The 18,200-nt window shown below is 55.6% G+C and carries 15 protein-coding genes; 5 read left to right on the forward strand and 10 right to left on the reverse strand.

Going from position 1 to position 18,200, the window contains the following annotated elements; all coding sequences use genetic code 11:
• The first annotated feature begins 50 nt into the window (after positions 1-50).
• Positions 51-1,238, forward strand: a complete 1,188-nt coding sequence (locus ACUZ79_RS00095) for a serine hydrolase domain-containing protein (protein WP_449250321.1) — start codon at positions 51-53, stop codon at positions 1,236-1,238.
• A gap of 96 nt (positions 1,239-1,334) precedes the next feature.
• On the opposite strand, the gene ACUZ79_RS00100 is transcribed toward ACUZ79_RS00095, so the two are convergent.
• The 4 genes from ACUZ79_RS00100 to ACUZ79_RS00115 all read right to left on the reverse strand — a co-directional run bounded on the left by ACUZ79_RS00100 (position 1,335) and on the right by ACUZ79_RS00115 (position 5,480).
• Complete coding sequence (locus ACUZ79_RS00100) at positions 1,335-3,383, reverse strand: sensor domain-containing diguanylate cyclase (RefSeq protein WP_449250322.1); 2,049 nt, start codon at positions 3,381-3,383, stop codon at positions 1,335-1,337.
• A gap of 70 nt (positions 3,384-3,453) precedes the next feature.
• On the reverse strand, positions 3,454-4,689 hold the full coding sequence (locus tag ACUZ79_RS00105; RefSeq protein ID WP_096152604.1) for an ISL3 family transposase: 1,236 nt from the start codon (positions 4,687-4,689) through the stop codon (positions 3,454-3,456).
• A gap of 33 nt (positions 4,690-4,722) precedes the next feature.
• A complete protein-coding gene (locus ACUZ79_RS00110) occupies positions 4,723-5,025 on the reverse strand; it encodes a hypothetical protein (protein ID WP_449250323.1) in 303 nt (100 codons plus the stop codon).
• 17 nt (positions 5,026-5,042) lie between these two features.
• Positions 5,043-5,480: a hypothetical protein gene (locus tag ACUZ79_RS00115; RefSeq protein WP_449250324.1), complete on the reverse strand. Its 438-nt coding sequence runs from the start codon at positions 5,478-5,480 to the stop codon at positions 5,043-5,045.
• Between the two features lie 134 nt (positions 5,481-5,614).
• Between ACUZ79_RS00115 and ACUZ79_RS00120 the strand changes: the two genes are divergently transcribed.
• Positions 5,615-6,850 carry an ISL3 family transposase gene (locus ACUZ79_RS00120; RefSeq protein ID WP_096152604.1) on the forward strand — a complete coding sequence of 412 codons (1,236 nt, stop codon included), beginning with the start codon at positions 5,615-5,617 and terminating at the stop codon, positions 6,848-6,850.
• 145 nt (positions 6,851-6,995) lie between these two features.
• A complete protein-coding gene (locus ACUZ79_RS00125; RefSeq protein ID WP_240826080.1) occupies positions 6,996-7,208 on the forward strand; it encodes a hypothetical protein in 213 nt (70 codons plus the stop codon).
• 165 nt (positions 7,209-7,373) lie between these two features.
• Here ACUZ79_RS00125 and ACUZ79_RS00130 read toward each other — a convergent pair whose 3' ends face one another.
• The 3 genes from ACUZ79_RS00130 to uvrA form a co-directional block, all read right to left on the reverse strand.
• Positions 7,374-8,558, reverse strand: a complete 1,185-nt coding sequence (locus ACUZ79_RS00130; protein WP_449250325.1) for an MFS transporter — start codon at positions 8,556-8,558, stop codon at positions 7,374-7,376.
• Positions 8,558-9,031, reverse strand: coding sequence for a MarR family transcriptional regulator (locus ACUZ79_RS00135; protein WP_449250326.1), 474 nt, complete (start codon positions 9,029-9,031; stop codon positions 8,558-8,560). The genes ACUZ79_RS00130 and ACUZ79_RS00135 overlap by 1 nt, the downstream gene beginning before the upstream one ends.
• Before the next feature lie 205 nt (positions 9,032-9,236).
• Entirely contained in the window at positions 9,237-12,194 is a 2,958-nt protein-coding gene (gene uvrA, locus ACUZ79_RS00140; RefSeq protein WP_449250327.1) for an excinuclease ABC subunit UvrA, read from the reverse strand.
• Between the two features lie 211 nt (positions 12,195-12,405).
• Between uvrA and ACUZ79_RS00145 the strand changes: the two genes are divergently transcribed.
• On the forward strand, positions 12,406-13,017 hold the full coding sequence (locus ACUZ79_RS00145) for a hypothetical protein (RefSeq protein WP_449250328.1): 612 nt from the start codon (positions 12,406-12,408) through the stop codon (positions 13,015-13,017).
• A 166-nt stretch (positions 13,018-13,183) separates the two neighbouring features.
• Here the strand turns inward: ACUZ79_RS00145 and ACUZ79_RS00150 are convergent, their stop codons facing one another.
• Positions 13,184-14,071 carry a DMT family transporter gene (locus tag ACUZ79_RS00150; protein WP_449250329.1) on the reverse strand — a complete coding sequence of 296 codons (888 nt, stop codon included), beginning with the start codon at positions 14,069-14,071 and terminating at the stop codon, positions 13,184-13,186.
• A gap of 111 nt (positions 14,072-14,182) precedes the next feature.
• A complete protein-coding gene (locus ACUZ79_RS00155) occupies positions 14,183-14,773 on the reverse strand; it encodes a TrmH family RNA methyltransferase (protein ID WP_240825941.1) in 591 nt (196 codons plus the stop codon).
• Between the two features lie 181 nt (positions 14,774-14,954).
• Here ACUZ79_RS00155 and ACUZ79_RS00160 point away from each other — a divergent pair, with 181 nt between their 5' ends.
• Positions 14,955-16,412: a sodium:proton antiporter gene (locus ACUZ79_RS00160; protein ID WP_449250330.1), complete on the forward strand. Its 1,458-nt coding sequence runs from the start codon at positions 14,955-14,957 to the stop codon at positions 16,410-16,412.
• Positions 16,413-16,671: 259 nt separating this feature from the next.
• Here ACUZ79_RS00160 and ACUZ79_RS00165 read toward each other — a convergent pair whose 3' ends face one another.
• The gene (locus ACUZ79_RS00165) at positions 16,672-18,063 is read right to left on the reverse strand and encodes a radical SAM protein (protein WP_449250331.1); all 1,392 of its coding nucleotides are present in this window, start codon (positions 18,061-18,063) and stop codon (positions 16,672-16,674) included.
• Positions 18,064-18,200: the final 137 nt, after the last annotated feature.

Here is an 18,200-nt window from a genome sequence, read left to right on the forward strand (position 1 = left end):
CAGGCGCGTGAATTCCTGCGCGGGCGGTACCACAACCGTGGAGGAAATGTATGATCCACCGCCGCGCTCTTTCGTTCCGGTTTTCTCAAGCACTCCGTGTGGCTTGTCTGTCTGCCATCCTCGTTATGGGGTGTCTCATGCTGGTTGCCTGCGCTGGCAAAAAAACTGGCGAAGCAGACGATATCCGCAGAACGGTAGTGGCGCTGGCTGCAAAAAAAGCAGCATTGCCGGAGGTTCCAGGACTTTCTGTCGCCTTGCTGCGCAAGGGGGAGGACACCCCCGTGTGTGCCGCTTTTGGCAATGCCTCGCTGGAAAACCCAACCCCCCTGACCACTGCTTCGCGGTTCAAAATAGGTTCTGTCACCAAGGTTTTTACGGCAACGCTTATCCATCGTCTCATTGAAGAGGGCAAGCTGGACTACAACACGCCCATAATTCGATTTTTCCCCGCCTATCCCAACGGCAAGAATATTACCGTGCGCAACCTGCTGGAGCATACATCGGGCATGCCGGAAATGCTTGCCCTTGCGCAGGTACAGCAAAATTGGGCCCGTTACTGGTCAGCAGAGGATCTCATTGATATGGCGGCAAAGCAGCCGCCTCTGTTCCTGCCAGGTACGCGGCAGCAATATTGTAATACCGGTTTTCTCATGCTTGCTGTTATTGCCGAAAAGATTACGGGTCGCCCCTATGGGGAGCAGGTGCTCGACATGTTTGTGGGCAAGCTGGGCATGAAGTCTCTGCTGGTGGGAGTGGACGGAGCGGTGGTCCCTCGCCTAGCGAATGGTTACACTTCTAGCGGGAACGAACTGCAACTGCCACTGGCAGCCAGTATTGCCATTGCCAAGGGCACAGGCAACCTTGAAGCCGCGCCGGATGATGTGGTGCGCCTTGTAAATCTTGATCGTGTGCTGAAGAATAACGTTCTTGAAGTGTTGCCTCTCAGGCCTCTGGTTTTGCCAGATGGAAAGGAGGCCGTATCCGTCTCAAAGAATAATCATTATGTCAGCAGTGAACTTGATGGTTGCACACTCTTTTTATTTAACGAACCCAGCATTGATCTGACAGGCAAGCTTGGATTATTCCCCGGCTTTGGCTCGGTGTATTTTTATGACCGCCAGACAGGCTATGCCATTGCTGTGAGCGTGAATAACGAAAAGGCCATTTCGCATGCCATAGCGCTGGGAGCGGAAATATTGCATGCCATGAGGCAGCGGAGCGCGGAAACGGCACGTTAATCTGCGCCAACTTGGGCATACGCCCTGTGAATGCATGAAACAAGGATGCGGCTGTTCTCTGGAACAGCCGCATCCTTGAGTATCAGGCAACAATCCTTATTGCAGAGGGTCACCCTGCTCTGCATCTCCATTCATTTCTTTATAGAACACGCATCTGTTTCTGCCCAGTTTTTTTGCGGCATAAGTGGCCTTGTCTGCCTTATTGAACAGTTCAGCATAGGTTGTGCCATCCCGTGGGCTGCATGCCACGCCAACGCTGGCGGTCAGGGTGAGGCATGAGTGCTGGTCGCAGCACTGGGTGTGCAGCTGTTCCACAAGTATGTGGGCACGCTCGCGTATGCCAAGCAGCGACATCTTTTCTGTACAGAAAACCAGAAACTCATCGCCGCCGATGCGTCCCACAATATCCACGCCACGGAAATTACGGCGGATGATCTGGGCCATGTCAAAGAGGGCCTTGTCACCCATGGCATGGCCGAATCGGTCATTGACGCCCTTGAAATTGTCAAAATCAACCATGAACATGGCGTAGAATTGCGGCAGGGGGGATTCGTGCGTTTCCAGAAATTGCGATACGGCTTTCTCCGTAGATATTTTGTTGCGCATGCCGGTGCCGCCGTCGCGTGTGGCCTGGGTGCGTAATTGCAGCTCCAGAGATTTTTGCTTGTCGATATCCGTAATAATGCCAATGGAATAGATAGGGGAACCCTGGGTATTGGCTATGTTGGAGGCCTCAATGCGAAACCAGCGGTATTCCCCATCGGCATCACGTAACCTTGCCTCAAGGGTGCATTTATGCTGGTGCGGCGCAAGGCGCACTTCCTTTTGAAAAGCCACAAGGCGTTCCTGATCGTCAGGAAACAACGGGATGGCCGGGTCGTTCTCCAGGATATTGAAAACAGCGCCAAAGGTGTGCAGCCATTGAGCCGAGCAGGAAAAATATCCGTTGACCAGATTTTGCTCAAATATGTTGATGTCGTGCTGTTCCAGAATAAACTGGTAACGCTCATCGGATATGCGCTTGGAAAGGGCCGCTTCTTTATTGCGGGTAATGTCAAAGACAATGCTTTGTATGTAGGATCGGCCGTGTTCAATGTTGACCACAGATCCTTTGTGGTACAGCCAGATCAAGGCTCCGTTCTTGGTGCGTGTGCGGTATTCCACATCTATGGGCTGGCAGTTTTTCATCTGCTTGCGCATGGTGCGTAGCGTGGATTCGCGGTCTTGTTCATACACTGTGGCAGAAAAACTGTTGCCGTATGCTTTTTTAAATTCTGCCTCTGTAAATCCGAGCATTTTTACATAATTGGGGCTGACAAAAAGGAATGTGCCGTCAGGGCTGAAAAATTTGAGCACACCGCCGGACATGCTGGTGATGATGGAGCGGTAATCCTCTTGCTGGCGGCGCAGCTTGCGGGAGGAGTTGCGCTCAAGCAACAGCAGGAATGTAAGGATTATGCCAGCCAGAATCACCAGCCGCCAGACAAGCTCGTTGGTGATGAGCGATTGTTTTGAAGCAGCCGCATTGCCTGCTTGCTGCGGGACAAAGGAGACCATGCGCCAGCCAAAACGTTCAACAGGCGTTGTGGCGATGAAAAGGCCCGTGGCTTTGTCAAAAAAAGTCACGGACTGCTGTGCGCCGTCTGCAAATTTTTGCCGCAGTATGTCCGTAACGCTCGAGGGAATCCCACATGTGGTGAACGAAACAAAGAGGTCATCCATGACCTTGCCGGGGGGCGGCGACCAGAAGAGGGGCTGGCCTGATTCGTCAAAAACCATGTTGTAGGTGTTGTTGCTGAACGCCCACGTTTCCATATTGCTTTCTATGGCTTCTGCCGGGAATTCGCTGATAAGAACCGCCTGTACGTTGCCGTGGGCAACCAGCGGATTGCCAATGACCAGAAGACGCGGGCTGGTGGTGCCGCCAGCGGTGGCAACATGGGTCAGGCCCTGACGGGTGCGTAAAAAGATCGGGTCATTGCTGTAGTCTACCTGCGCGCCTCCGCCGTCAAAACCCTTGCCTTCTGCATCGACAATGCTGAAACGCCGCACGCCGTGGGCGTAAAACAAGGGGGCAAGTCCAAGCACATATTCTCTGCTGACGTGATATTCCTGCTGCGCCAGATACTTGGTCATGCCGCTCATTTCCATCATGCTGTTACGAACAGCCTGATAAAAATTGTGGTTCTTCCGGGTTTTCCGTGGGTAACCCCTGTCAGGAACTGGCCGGGTAGAGGTTTAGACCGCCACAGAAGAAGTAGATGGCTGTCTTGAAATGCTCCCGGTTCCTATAACCGCAAGCCTTCCTCTTGATGGCCATGATCTTGCTGTTGAGGCCCTCGGCCACGCCGTTGGTGATCCTGTGGCGGCAGAAGGTCAGGATGTTCTCAAGATGTCTCTGAATCAGTCCGCCCACTTTGCGCATTGGGGCAAGATCTGACCTGTTCACCCAGACCAGCCATCGCTTCACAAAACGTCTGGCCCATCCCGTGCTCAGGTACTTCCAGACGTCGTTCAGGCTTTCCTTCATGGCCCAGGCCTTGGCCACCTTGAGGTTCGCTGTCTTCAAGGCCTCCAGGGCTGGCCGGTGTTTGTCCGGCAGATTCTCCTCCCGGTATAGCCAGAGGAATTTCGTGCCCTTGAGTCGATGGTCATCCTGACTTGTGAGTTCGCGGTGCTCTTGCTTGCGTACCCGGTCCACAGCCTCGCCTACGTGTTTCATGACGTGGAACCGATCGTGAACGATTTTCCCCGCCGCGTCCGGCACATGTTTGAGCGTAGCTTTAAAATAGGGCTCCCACATGTCCATGGCCACGGCCTTGATCCGCTCCAACTGCGCCTTGGTGAACTGAAGGTAGTACCCCTCAAGGCTTTCGGCCTTACGCTCGTCGGCCACATACTCCACCGTGCTGCCGATCAGATCACAAACCACGGTCACATAGTCGTGCCCCTTGCGGAATGCCTTCTCGTCAACGCCAAGATACCGCGAGGGATTCGATTGCTTGCGCTCCCGGCCCCGGCGCACCGCCCTTTCCATGACACCCCATGCTTCGTCCCAGGTGATGCGCAGGATGCGCCGCGCTCCTGTTACGGTGGCGCACTCGGTCAGCACGTCGATGATCAATCGCTCCATCAATATGGTGAAACGTGCCTTGGACTCGGCCCAAGGCACGTTGACCTGAAGGACGCCATGCTCGGGGCAGTCCACTCGGGGAATCCGAGCATGCAGGAACGTCTTGAACTGGCACGTGTCCAGATGGCGCCAGACACGAGGCTCGGCATGGTCGCGGCAAGCCAGCTCTCGACCACAAGTAGGGCAAAACCAGCGAACACCAGGACCATGCTCCACGCGGATGTCTACCCGACCTTCCGCCGTGTCCAGTTCAACAGCCTCAACAAACCAGGGCTCGGTCAGCCCGAGAATCCGAAAATATAGGTCCGTATCCTTCATTGGTGCCCTCCGGGAAGGACATTAGCAGATCAGCTACCCACGGAAAACCCGGAAGAGCCACAATTCTTTTCCAAAGTCTTGCCCCCTAAGAAAATAGTCAGAATCAGCTACTACTCTTTTATAATCAAGGCGTACTCTTTTTGCGGTACATTTGCACACGTATTTAAACATGCCATCATCAAAGACAAGACGACGATCTGTTGCCAGTGATTGCTTCATATACCATGTATAAAAATCCTGCACAAAGGACTCAACATCTTGCGCGCGTGCAACTTGTGGGCATAATTGAAACAATCCTATGCAAAAAAGCAAGCATATAAGAAGAAATTTTTTCATATACATTTCCTGCCAATTTAGTATGGGTAGGCATCTGATATGGATGCAATTTTAAATTCTGTTCCAGTTTTTTTTACATATGCTATGACGACATTATAAAAATCTTTTCCCTTAAATATTACAGGAACAACATAGACATCGTCTGTCATGGAAAGAGCATTATTTACAAGCACACGGCAATCTTTAAATTGCATCGTTTCACCCATTTGCGTAAAATAATATAAGCTTGTTACTTCTTTTTGTTTGAGGTATCCAATAAGCGTTTCATCAACATATCCTGGCAGTTTTCCATCTTCTAGAATATCCTTATGTTCATAATGCTTGGATAGATACCACCCAAAAAACTCCTTAACAAATTCCTGCGGGGTTTGTGCTGCGTCTGCTGCCTTGGGGCACAAAAGGCCAAGACACAGCAGGCCTGTGAGCACACAAATAAATATCTTACGAATAGGCATGTTTTGATTCCTCTATTGTTTCTTGCAATCCTGCCCCTGTGGCTCTGTGTTCACGCCACCGGGGCAGGATTTTTTGGCTCTTCCGGGTTTTCCGTGGGTAGCTGATCTGCTAATGTCCTTCCCGGAGGGCACCAATGAAGGATACGGACCTATATTTTCGGATTCTCGGGCTGACCGAGCCCTGGTTTGTTGAGGCTGTTGAACTGGACACGGCGGAAGGTCGGGTAGACATCCGCGTGGAGCATGGTCCTGGTGTTCGCTGGTTTTGCCCTACTTGTGGTCGAGAGCTGGCTTGCCGCGACCATGCCGAGCCTCGTGTCTGGCGCCATCTGGACACGTGCCAGTTCAAGACGTTCCTGCATGCTCGGATTCCCCGAGTGGACTGCCCCGAGCATGGCGTCCTTCAGGTCAACGTGCCTTGGGCCGAGTCCAAGGCACGTTTCACCATATTGATGGAGCGATTGATCATCGACGTGCTGACCGAGTGCGCCACCGTAACAGGAGCGCGGCGCATCCTGCGCATCACCTGGGACGAAGCATGGGGTGTCATGGAAAGGGCGGTGCGCCGGGGCCGGGAGCGCAAGCAATCGAATCCCTCGCGGTATCTTGGCGTTGACGAGAAGGCATTCCGCAAGGGGCACGACTATGTGACCGTGGTTTGTGATCTGATCGGCAGCACGGTGGAGTATGTGGCCGACGAGCGTAAGGCCGAAAGCCTTGAGGGGTACTACCTTCAGTTCACCAAGGCGCAGTTGGAGCGGATCAAGGCCGTGGCCATGGACATGTGGGAGCCCTATTTTAAAGCTACGCTCAAACATGTGCCGGACGCGGCGGGGAAAATCGTTCACGATCGGTTCCACGTCATGAAACACGTAGGCGAGGCTGTGGACCGGGTACGCAAGCAAGAGCACCGCGAACTCACAAGTCAGGATGACCATCGACTCAAGGGCACGAAATTCCTCTGGCTATACCGGGAGGAGAATCTGCCGGACAAACACCGGCCAGCCCTGGAGGCCTTGAAGACAGCGAACCTCAAGGTGGCCAAGGCCTGGGCCATGAAGGAAAGCCTGAACGACGTCTGGAAGTACCTGAGCACGGGATGGGCCAGACGTTTTGTGAAGCGATGGCTGGTCTGGGTGAACAGGTCAGATCTTGCCCCAATGCGCAAAGTGGGCGGACTGATTCAGAGACATCTTGAGAACATCCTGACCTTCTGCCGCCACAGGATCACCAACGGCGTGGCCGAGGGCCTCAACAGCAAGATCATGGCCATCAAGAGGAAGGCTTGCGGTTATAGGAACCGGGAGCATTTCAAGACAGCCATCTACTTCTTCTGTGGCGGTCTAAACCTCTACCCGGCCAGTTCCTGACAGGGGTTACCCACGGAAAACCCGGAAGAACCAAATATTTTTTGGCCCATCCAAATGAAGTTGACATTCATTTTCTATGAGAGCAGACTACGTGCACATCCTCCATGTGCCGCAAGGGATTCTGGGGAAAACAAGAGGTGAAGACATGGATATTCAACTGATTATCGTCATATTGTGCATAATTGCGGCTGCATATTACTTTGGCCGCAGGGTTTATACGGCGGTCAGCAAGGGCAAATGCGGCTGTTGCGATGGCGGCTGCGGCGATGGCAAAAAAAACTCCTGCGGCTGCACTCCTAACGATGCCGAGGCGCAACGTCTTGAAAGCAAAAGACTGAAATTTGACCCCAAAAAATAGAGAGCAAAGCCAAGGCTTCCGACCCCGCATGCCCCCTCCTCCGGTTCGTCATGTTGGCAGAGTGCGAACCGGCTCAGCCCCGGCCCTGGCCTGTACCATGTGCCGGGGCTTTTTTCATGCTGCCCAACGAGACCGCAAAAAGTCACCACCTCATCGGCAGTGGCGCTACTGTGCAAACCCCGCCTGCTCCAATGTTTTGCGGCCTTTCAGCGTCAAGGCTATACAGGCAGCGACAAAGGGCAGACAGATCAGCATATTGATGGCAAGGGCAAGACCTGCATACTGGATGACAAGCCCAACAAGGCCAACGCCAAGTCCACCAATGCCGATGCCAAACCCCAGTGAAAATCCTGATGCCATTGCGGCCTGCCGGAAAAGCAGCTCTTGCGCCAGCACCACAATGGGCGAGAAGGACGAAAGAAGCGTCGCCCCGGCCAGGGCAAACACTACAGGTTGCAGGCCTGCGCCAACATGCAGAAAGAGGTAGAAAAAAATGGGAGAGAGGGCCAGGGACAAGAAAATAACAATGGTTTTACCAAACCTGTCTGAAAGATAACCACCCGCTATGCCGCCTGCTGCGCCAGAAAGCAGCAGAATGAACAGCAAGTGGGAGCAGACGGACAAGCTCATGCCCTGCTGTTGCAGGTACAGAGGAAGAAAGGCCACAAGGCCGGAATAGGTCAGCGTGCGGACGGCAATAATCAGCACCAGCTTGCTCAGCTCTTTCCAGGCGGGGCGCAGGGCCTCCATCATCGGCACTGTTTCTGCCTGCGATCTTGCGGGCGTTTTCTGAGCCTTGAAGGCCAATAATACGGTAACAATAATGCCCGGCACCACAAAGTAGGGCGTGACGCTCAGGCCAAACCGTTCCACCAGCGGGATGACAAACAGGGGCGTCAGCGCCCAGCCAAGATTCCCCGAAGCCCCAAAAACAGCCTGATACATTCCCTTTTTCTGCCCGCTCGCTGCGCTAACCATAGCCGATGCCTGCGGATGAAAAGCCGCAGCTCCAAGACCGGAAAGGGCCGCAAGTGCAATCAGCATGGTAGAGCTGTGGGTCAGACCTATGCAGCTCAGCAGTATCGCCAGCCAGGCCGTGCCTACATATATCATCCAGCTCTGGTTTTTTCTGTCCACCATATAGCCAATAAGCGGCTGAGAAAGCGATGAGGTAATGGTAAAGGCGGAAATGGCAAACGAAACCTCTCCAATACCAAAGCCAGCCGCAATGAGAAATGGCGTAAGTATAGGAATAATATTCATATACCAGTCATTCAACATATGCGCGAACGATATGGAATACACAACGTCTTTTTTGACTGTTGCTGAATTCATTATAGCATTCTCCATTATTCATCTTTCTCGCAATTTGTGTAAATCTGTTCATAGCCGCGTTCAACAAATGCATTAATATCCATGAGAAAACGCAGTATTATTGCCTGCTCGTCTTCATCATATTTATTTACGATGCAGACTTTTTCGCCAAATGTTCTGTCATGGTTAATTTTATGGGCTTCAAATATTTTTTTCCCGCCTTCCGCAACCCTGAAATAGATATTTTTGTTGTTTTCCGGCTCCTGATAACTTTCGATAAGATTTTTTTTCAGCAGTTTTTTGCATATCTTGCTTATGGCCCCACGCGTCATGCCCATTTCGTTAGAAACCTTTGTCACATTGGCATGATCAAGAGTTCCTATCCAATGGATGCAATGAACCTCCGTGAGGTTCAGGTCATCAAAAAAGTCTTCTCTCCCATGCCTGAAGGCGTCGGCATGTTCAGAAATTTTGATGAGCTCGGCTACAATCCTGTGTGGCTGATTCATGGCGCTCCTTTTTGTTGACATGGAAACAATCTTGAAAAATTGTTTCCATGTCAACAAAAAAATCCGCACGAGCACACGGACCGGCTATTCAGTCACTCTCAGGATGGCTGACATAAAAAAGGCGCATCCGGTAAACCGGATGCGCCCGACAAGCCGCCATGCAACATGGCTACGGCAGTCTGACTGTTTGTTTTATCTTAGGATGTTATTCCCGTCTGCGCTTGAGCCTGTCCAGCCTCTCCTGCATGAGGAAGCGCCCGGTGACGGAATTGGGGTCGGCAACGATGGCCTCGGGCGTTCCGGCAGAGACGATCTGGCCGCCGTTCTCGCCGCCGCCGGGGCCCATATCCAGAACATGGTCGGATGCCAGAATCATGTCTGTATTATGCTCGATAACCACCACGCTGGCTCCCCTGTCCACCAGTGCATGCAGTACCTTGATGAGCTTGCCCACCTCGTGCATGTGCAGGCCAGTAGTCGGCTCGTCAAGAATATACATGGTTCCTGGCAGGGATCGCTTGCCCAGTTCGCGCGAAATCTTGATGCGTTGTGCTTCGCCGCCCGAAAGCGTGGTGGCGGGCTGCCCAAGTCGCAGGTATTCCAGCCCCACTTCTTCCAGCACGGCAAGGCGGCGCTCCAGCGAGGGATAGTTTTCAAAGAGCTGGCGGGCCTGATGCACGGTGAGGTCGAGCACCTCGGCGATGTTCAACCCCTTGTAGCGCACTTCAAGGGTTTCGTGGTTATAGCGTTTGCCCTTGCACACATCGCAGGTCACGTACACGTCGGGCAAGAAGTGCATTTCAACGCGAATCTGCCCATCACCGCCGCAGGCTTCGCAACGCCCCCCACGCACGTTAAAGCTGAAACGCCCCGGCTTGTAGCCGCGTTTGCGGGCGTCCTGGGTCATGGCAAAAATATTGCGAATCTCGTCAAAAATCTTGGTGTAAGTGGCAGGGTTGGAACGCGGCGTGCGCCCAATGGGCGTCTGGTCAATGGCCACAATACGTTCCACGGGCGCAGAGCCTTTTTCGTATTCCAGCCCGCCGATGGTGCCGGGCTGATCCACGCGCAGGCCAAGGTTCAGGGCCACATGCTTGTAGAGCGTATCCACTACAAGCGAACTTTTGCCGGAGCCGGAAACACCGGTCACGCAGGTCAGCACGCCCAAAGGGATGCGGCAGTCAATATCGCGCAGGTTGTTGGTGGTGATGCCGTGCATGACCAGCGCCCCCTGCCCTTCACGCCGTTCGTCCGGCAGGGCGATCACGTCATCGCCACGCAAATAGCGGGCAGTGAGCGTGTCCGCCTTGCCGAGCAGGTCGTCCACCCGCCCCTGAAACATGATTTCGCCGCCCTGCGAGCCAGAGCCTGGGCCAAGTTCAATGACCGTATCCGCCGCGCAGATGGTGGCTTCGTCATGCTCCACCACAAGCACGGTATTACCGCGCGCCTGAAGCGACCGCAGGGTTCCCAGCAACCGCTCGTTGTCACGCGGATGCAGGCCGATGGAGGGTTCGTCCAGCACGTAGGTGACGCCCACAAGGCCTGAACCGAGTTGCGATGCCAGACGGATGCGCTGGGCCTCGCCGCCGGAAAGAGTGGACATGGAGCGCCCCAGCGAAAGATACTCAAGCCCCACGCTGCGCATGAACGACAGGCGGTGGGTCAGTTCCTTCATAAGCGGCTCGGCAATGACCACATGTCGTCCCGTAAATTCCCGTTTTTCCAGCCATTCCAGCGCGCGCTCAACCGAAAGGTTGCAGAACTGCGCAATATTCAGATCGTCCACCCGCACGGAGAGCGCGTTGGTGTTCAGCCGCGCTCCGTGGCAGTCCGGGCAGTCCATGGTCTGCCGAAAACGCGAAAGCGCCTCGCGCCAGGCATCGCCGTACTGCATGCCGCTTTCAAGCAGAGGAATAACGCCGGGCCAGCGTTTTTCGCTCACGCCCACCTGCCCCTGCGCGCGCAGTGCGTCAGAAAAATGCTCGCTCTGATAATCGCCGCCGGCGCCAAGGGCCACGCTGCCGCCCATCCAGTTGCGGCGCAGGCCCAACGAGGCGCGCGCGGGGCGTCCCTGTTCATCCTCGCCGTAAAAAAGGGCGGAAAGCGCGTCTTCGCTAAACTGCTCCAGCGGCGTGGAAAGCTGAAATTTGAAGCGCTTGCCCAGTGCCTTGAGGGCGTCCTCATATCGGCTGAACATCTTGTCCGTGGCCCAGGGCAACAGCGCGCCCGTATTCAGCGAAAGCCCCATATTGGGCGCAATGAGGCGGGGTTCAAAATAATCCACGCCGCCAAGGCCTACGCAGCGCGGGCAGGCGCCCTGCGGCCCGTTGAACGAAAACAGCTGCGGGCTGGGTGCGGGCAGCGAAATACGGCAGTGCGCACATACCGAGGTGGTGGAGTGCACTGTGTCTGCCTCCTGCCCTGCGGCGGCCTTGTCCGGCTCGTGCAGCACAAGACGCCCTTCGCCATAGCGCAGGGCCAGCTCAACAGAATCCGCCAGACGCCCGCGAATGCCCTCCTTGTTCACCAGGCGGTCAACCACCAGATCAATGGAGTGCTTCTTGTTCTTGTCCAGCGTGGGCACATCGTCCAAGGTGTAAAACTCGCCGTTGACGCGCACACGGGCAAAGCCTTCGGCCTTGAGCTTTTTGAACTTGTCCTGATGCGTGCCCTTCTGAAGTTCCACCAGCGGAGCCATGACCATAAACTTGGTGCCCTGCGGCAGAGCCATGATATCGCCAATGATTTCATCAGCGGCGCGCGCCTCGATGGGCCGCCCGCACTGGGGGCAATACATGCGCCCAAGCCGGGCAAAAAACACGCGCAGAAAGTCGTAAATTTCCGTGACTGTTCCCACGGTTGAACGCGGGTTGCGCGAAACACTCTGCTGCTCAAGCGATATGGCGGGCGAAAGCCCCTCGATCTTTTCCACGTCCGGCTTGTCCATCTGGGGCAAAAACTGGCGGGCGTAGGCAGACAGCGATTCCACATAGCGGCGCTGGCCTTCGGCGTACACGATGTCGAACGCCAGCGTTGATTTGCCGGAACCTGACGGGCCGCAAATCACCACCAGCTCATCGCGGGGGATGTCCAGGCTTATGTTTTTGAGATTGTGCTGGCGGGCCTTTTCAATGTGGATGCAGGGCTTGCTTGTGTTCATGAAAGCATATGTAAGCGGCCCAAGGGGCATTGGCAAGGGCAGAGCCTGCGTATTTTTGCGCGCCCCCGCCGCTGCAAAATGCACCCTCAGCCCCCCACCACCCCGTATCGCGCAATCCTTTGCCTGCGTGCATGGACAAGCCTTGCCGAAAGCGGTATAAAAATTTTTACAGCACGTCTGTTTCTGCAACCATCTGTCTGCGGGAGGATGTATGCCGCGTCATATACATTGTTTACTGATTGTTCTGTTGCTTGCCGCACTGTCGGATTCTGTGCAGGCCGCCGAAAGCGAAGTCACTGCCCGCAGTATCTTTGCACTGCTGCCCGAAAGTATTTTTGAAAACACTCCTGAAGGCCTGAGCCCGCAGGAAAAACAAAAACTGCTTTCCGCCGGGCATTCGGAATTTTGGGAGATCGCCGGAGAAACGGAAGACGTTCTGGTGTTCGCCTCCATGCCGTTCAGGGATACAGCCGTTGCCCTGCGCCTGTTCCGCAACGCTACGGACGGCTCCGTACTTGCCGCATTCGGCACTCTGGGCGGCGCTGTGTGCACCCTTGAGCTATGGCGGGTTGACGCCACCGGCCGCGCCGTGCCGGTGGACACCCCGCAAGAGCCGGACATAAGCGTCTTTTTTGCCCCCGGGCGCAAAATGCCGCCCGATGTTCAGGCTACGGTCATGATCTGCCTTGGCCTTGGCGGCCTCAAGGCGCAGCCCATGTTCTGGACCAGTACGGGCATGGCCCATGTTCCGGTAGACAATGACGTAAGCTTTCAGTGGAACGGCAAAAGTTTTGAAAAGCTGGTGCAGCCGCACACCGATTAGCGGCCCAGCATTAAAATCAGGGTTGGGTTCCCGCAATGGAAAGGCCCGTTTCTGCCGGAGATCTCCTGCGGAAACGGGCCTTGTTTTTGTGTAAAAAGTCAGCGTGGCGGCAACAGCTTACATAGCTATTTTATTCTCCAAGACAGCCAGAAAGTAAAAGAACCGTTTAGCCCCGCTTGCCCGCAAGGCTGAACAGCAACAAAGCCCCCATGATGATCGCGCCGCCCGCAAAGGTGGAGGCATCAGGCAGCCCGCCCGTCACCGCAAAATCAAGCAGCATGGACAAAAAGGGCGTCAGGAACATGTAGTTGGTCACAAGGCTTGTGCGCGGGGCCAGGGAAAGGGCTCTTGTCCAGAGCAGGTATGCTGCGGCGCTGGGGAAAATCCCCAGAAAAAACGCAAGCCACAGCGCTCTGGCGGGCGCAGCCTGCACCTGGGCAATGGTTTGCGGCAGGCAGTACAGCAAAAACAGCGTACCCGCAAAAAAACTCCAGGCGGCGATTTCCATGGAGCCGTAGTGCCGCGACAAGGCGCGCTGCGTAATATTGTACAGGCTTATGAGCACTGCGGCCACCAGCACCCAGCCCATGCCGGGGGCCAGCATAAATCCCTGCCCGCCGCCGTTCATCACCACCACGCCGCCAAATGCCAGCGCAAGCGCAAGCCAGCGCAGCACGGGCAAACGCTCGCTGAAGAACAGGCGTGCCAGCGCCGCCGTCAGAATGGGAGCAGTGGAAATGACAATGCAGTTGGTGGTGGGGTTGAGGGTGATGGAACCCTCATTGAAGGCCAGCAGATACAGTGTGAAGCCGCTCAGCCCTGCTGCCGCAAACAGGGACAGATGCCGGGCAGAAGGAACAAAAAATCCCCCGCGCGCCCAGCCCCTTGCCAGCAAGATGCCAACAAAGGCCAGCGACGCCACAGCGCAGCGCAAAAGGCCCAGCGGCCCCGGCGTAAAAAAAGCCAGCGCAACCTTTGTGTACACATAGGCGGTCGACCACAGTACAACAGTGGCAAAGGCATAGGCCTGACAGATCAGCGAGGGATTGTTCATGACTATTCTTGGCGAATAGTTACATGCTGCGGAAGCCCGAAGTATCGCCCGCAAACGCCGCGCGGGCGGCCCGGGCTTTCGTGGCCGGATATCGGCCAGTTCGGGCTATCGCTATTTTTCCAGCCACTCCCCAAGACGGGTTGCGAGAGTTGCCTCATCAAAGCGCGGGGTGGCGTACATGCCTGCGGCCTCGCGCTGGCGTGCTGCTTCTGCAAGAATGATGGCTGAAGCCACAGAAACGTTGAAGCTCTGGATCATGCCGTACATGGGAATGTACAGCTCGCCATCTGCGGCAGCGAGCAGTTCCGGCTCAACGCCGCTGTGCTCGTTGCCCATAATCACAGCCGTGGGGCGGGTAAAATCCCATTCCCGCATGGGGCGGGCCTTTTCTGTAAACGAGGTGGCAAGCACCTGCATCCCCTGACCGCGCAGCTCTGCCATCATGCCTTCGCAGGTTTTGTGGCGCTCGGTTTCTACCCATTTGCGGGCCGAGGCCGATGTTTTGCGCCCCAAAGCGGGAAATGCCGTGTTGGTGTAATACAGGTGCACGCGGCTGACGCCAAAGGCATCGCACGAACGGTAAATGGCCGAAACGTTGTGCGGGTCGTGAATATTGGCAAGCACCAGCGTAAGGTCCGGCTGGCGGTGACTCAGCACTTCCAGAAAGCGGGCCTTGCGCCGTGCCGTGGGTTCTTTGGGCATGGCTGATTCCTTACACATTGTAATTGATTGCTGCCCTTGTGTGGCAGAAAACGGCCTTTCAGGCAAGTGCGCCGATCTGCCGGGATGGACGGACAATGCCAATTAGGGTATATTTAGCACACCAGTCTTGGTCGATTTTTCTTATCGACCTGCAATCCATTCACTTTTTTTCAGGAGCAACATGAATCTACTCCGCCTCTCTGCATATGCTCTGAGCGCACTGCTGCTTACTCCCTATACGGCTCTTGCCGCCGCCGACCACCTTACAGTTCCCGGCACCCTCTCCGCATGGTGGATCATCCCTTTTGCGGGCATGCTGCTTTCCATAGCCATACTGCCGCTGACCGCCCATGTTTTCTGGGAACATCACCGGGGAAAAATTTCCATTTTCTGGGCGCTCACCTTTCTTGTCCCCTGCCTGGCCGTCTATGGCCCAGGCGTGACCTTCTATGAATTCTGCCACATCATCCTGCTGGATTACGTGCCCTTCCTTGTACTTCTTTTTTCGCTGTACACGGTTGCGGGTGGAGTGCGCCTTAAAGGTTCGCTCACAGGCACGCCGCCAGTGAATCTGGGCATTCTTGCCATAGGAACTGTGCTGGCAAGCTGGATGGGCACCACAGGGGCAGCCATGCTGCTTGTGCGCCCACTGCTGCGAGCCAATGCGCACCGCAAATACCGCGTGCATTCTGTGGTATTTTTCATTTTTCTGGTGGCAAACATCGGCGGCTCACTCTCGCCGCTGGGCGACCCGCCGCTGTTTCTGGGTTTTTTGAAGGGCGTGGACTTTTTCTGGACAACCTCGCACCTGTTTTTGAAGACCCTGAGCCTTTCCACCGCCCTGCTGGCAATCTATTTTGTTCTGGACATGGTGCTCTATAACAAGGAAGGCCGCCCCGTACCGCCGATCAACCCTGCTGAAGCCGCGCCCGCAAGACCGGGGCAGGCAATGCACAGCCAGGAAAAACTCGGACTTGACGGCAAGATCAATCTGCTGTTCCTGCTGGGCGTGGTGACTGCCGTGCTGCTTTCCGGCCTGTTCCCGCTGGGAACCATAGCCACGGTGGGCGGCGTGCCGCTGGAAGCCCAAAACGTGCTGCGCGATGCCGCCCTGCTCTGCCTGGCGTGGCTTTCCATGCGCTATACCAGCCGTAGATGCCGCGAACTGAACGGCTTTACGTGGGGGCCCATTGAAGAAGTGGCCCAGTTGTTCTTTGGTATTTTTGTCAGCATGATCCCGGCCATGGCCATTCTCAAGGCAGGGACCTCCGGCGCGCTGGCCCCGCTGGTGGAACTGGTCTCGCGCGATGGGCAGCCTGTCAATGCCATGTACTTCTGGCTGACGGGCGTTCTTTCCAGTTTTCTGGATAACGCCCCGACCTACATGGTCTTTTTCAATACCGCTGGTGGTGATGCGCAAACGCTCATGCACCATATGCCCGAAACTCTGGCGGCCATTTCCGCTGGCGCAGTCTTTATGGGCGCATGCAGCTACATAGGCAACGCGCCAAACTTTATGGTGCGGGCCATCGCGGAAGATCAGGGCGTGCGTATGCCTGGATTTTTTGGCTACATTTTGTGGTCGGTCTGCATCCTTGTGCCGCTGTTCGCTCTGTTGACCTGGTTTTTCTTTACCTAGGCGGCTGGTCTGGCCGGTGTTGAGCAGACGGCTGACACAACCTGACAACGCCAACACGCAAAAAGGCGGGCATAAAGCCCGCCTGATACTGATCAAACGCCGCTTTGCGGCATTTGCGCCGCCAGCGTCAGCAAAGCCGCCCGGCGGAATACACGGAAACCAGTCGCTATCGGTGCGGCAAAGCCGCAACCGGCTCCTGATTTCCGACTGTGTTGACAGAGTACGCTTGCCGTTGAGGGTTTTATCTGCAAGCGCTCTGTTAGATGAATTCGTCAATACGGCCAGCGCGCACCTTGGTCAGCAACCTTTTGGCCGCGCCAAGCTCACCCGTGGTCATCCTTTCCATTTTTTCGGCCAACAGCTGTTCGCCAATCATGCGCGTGTAGGGCGTAGCGTAGTGCAGCAGAAATTCCAGGAACGATGCCGCAGAGTTGGGGCCGCACTGGTTTTTCATGCCGCATTCGCGCACCATGGAAAGGAACTCCTCGCCCGTGCGCCCCAACCGGGGGCAGGCCGCGCAAAATGACGGCAGATGGCGGGCTTCTTCCAGCAGAAAGCGCACCACCTCATCCACATGGCAGTCTTCGCCAATGGGGAAGGGAACCTTGTGCTCGGGATTGTCGATCCAGTTGCCGTAGGGATTGGCAACGCTGCCAGTGAGCAGCTGCGAAGCGCCCGCGCTACAGCCATCGCGCCACAGGCCCGCAGGTTCCTTGGTGGTGAGGATAATGCCCGCGTAGGGAACCGCCAGCCGGGCAATAGCCACGCACCGCAGGTAGTCGGCGTCGCTCACGGGATGGGGCGTTTGCATGTTGCTGCCGGGGGCACAACGCATGCGGTGCAGGCTCAGGGTGCGGCAACCGGTATCATAGGCCCGCAGCAAATGCGCCTGATGCTGCACAATACCCAGCAGATCATACTGCCAGGGGCCAAGGCCCAGCATCAGGCCGCCGCCCACGTCCGGCACACCCGCCTGAAAGGCGACATCGGCGGCGTTCAGCCGGGCGTAGTAATCACTCTTGGGGCCAGAGATGTGAGCCGCGCGATAGCTGGCCTCGTGGTAGGTGTCCTGATAGATCAGCACGGTGCCCACATACGATTCAAGCAGGGCGGCATATTCATGTGATTCGAGAGCACCCACGTTCACGTTGACGCTGTGTACCTCGCCCACGCCGTCAAAAGCCGTGTACAGAATGCTGATGGCCTCGGCCAGATATTCAATATCCGCATTGGGCAACTGGCCGCTGACAAGAAAAATACGTTTGTGACCCTGCCGAATGAGCTTGAGGGCTGCCTCGCGCATTTCAGGCGAGGTCATGTACTTGCGCTCAACGGCCTTGTTGCTTTTGCGGTTGGCGCAATACAGGCATTCGCTGCCGCAGTGGTTGGAGATGTGCAGGGGGGCGGAAAGTACAATACGGTCCCCGTAAACCTTTTGCTTGACTTCATCGGCGGCAGCCATGATGCGGCCAACGCCCACGCCGTCCTGAACGCGCATGAGGGCGACAGTTTCCGCCATGGAGAGCGGCTGCAATTCAAGCGACTTGTTGAGGATATCCCGAAGCTCTGCGGCGTCAGGTGCTGTTTCCCTTTCCAGAGCTGTGCCAATGGCCTGGGCATCAAACCAGCGGGGCTGTGCATCAAGAGACATGGGAACCTTCCTTGCAATAATTTTCAATAATTTCAGCAGGATCATCGCAATAACAATCCTGCACTTCATGTTACTTTGTTCACAAGCAACACGTTATTTATTTCACATTCGCAAGTCAAGGTGTGTACACGCACTTG

This window comes from Desulfovibrio faecalis, from assembly GCF_053570625.1.

What these genes read in the sequence shown, in the direction of transcription:
- ACUZ79_RS00155 (WP_240825941.1), bottom strand. Translation starts at nt 14,773, where the DNA reads ATGCCCAAAGAACCCACGGCACGGCGCAAGGCCCGCTTTCTGGAAGTG.
- ACUZ79_RS00115 (WP_449250324.1), bottom strand. Translation starts at nt 5,480, where the DNA reads ATGCCTATTCGTAAGATATTTATTTGTGTGCTCACAGGCCTGCTGTGT.
- ACUZ79_RS00125 (WP_240826080.1), top strand. Translation starts at nt 6,996, where the DNA reads ATGGATATTCAACTGATTATCGTCATATTGTGCATAATTGCGGCTGCA.
- ACUZ79_RS00095 (WP_449250321.1), top strand. Translation starts at nt 51, where the DNA reads ATGATCCACCGCCGCGCTCTTTCGTTCCGGTTTTCTCAAGCACTCCGT.
- ACUZ79_RS00150 (WP_449250329.1), bottom strand. Translation starts at nt 14,071, where the DNA reads ATGAACAATCCCTCGCTGATCTGTCAGGCCTATGCCTTTGCCACTGTT.
- ACUZ79_RS00165 (WP_449250331.1), bottom strand. Translation starts at nt 18,063, where the DNA reads ATGTCTCTTGATGCACAGCCCCGCTGGTTTGATGCCCAGGCCATTGGC.
- ACUZ79_RS00160 (WP_449250330.1), top strand. Translation starts at nt 14,955, where the DNA reads ATGAATCTACTCCGCCTCTCTGCATATGCTCTGAGCGCACTGCTGCTT.
- ACUZ79_RS00100 (WP_449250322.1), bottom strand. Translation starts at nt 3,383, where the DNA reads ATGAGCGGCATGACCAAGTATCTGGCGCAGCAGGAATATCACGTCAGC.
- ACUZ79_RS00130 (WP_449250325.1), bottom strand. Translation starts at nt 8,558, where the DNA reads ATGGAGAATGCTATAATGAATTCAGCAACAGTCAAAAAAGACGTTGTG.
- uvrA (WP_449250327.1), bottom strand. Translation starts at nt 12,194, where the DNA reads ATGAACACAAGCAAGCCCTGCATCCACATTGAAAAGGCCCGCCAGCAC.
- ACUZ79_RS00135 (WP_449250326.1), bottom strand. Translation starts at nt 9,031, where the DNA reads ATGAATCAGCCACACAGGATTGTAGCCGAGCTCATCAAAATTTCTGAA.
- ACUZ79_RS00110 (WP_449250323.1), bottom strand. Translation starts at nt 5,025, where the DNA reads ATGAAAAAATTTCTTCTTATATGCTTGCTTTTTTGCATAGGATTGTTT.
- ACUZ79_RS00105 (WP_096152604.1), bottom strand. Translation starts at nt 4,689, where the DNA reads ATGAAGGATACGGACCTATATTTTCGGATTCTCGGGCTGACCGAGCCC.
- ACUZ79_RS00120 (WP_096152604.1), top strand. Translation starts at nt 5,615, where the DNA reads ATGAAGGATACGGACCTATATTTTCGGATTCTCGGGCTGACCGAGCCC.
- ACUZ79_RS00145 (WP_449250328.1), top strand. Translation starts at nt 12,406, where the DNA reads ATGCCGCGTCATATACATTGTTTACTGATTGTTCTGTTGCTTGCCGCA.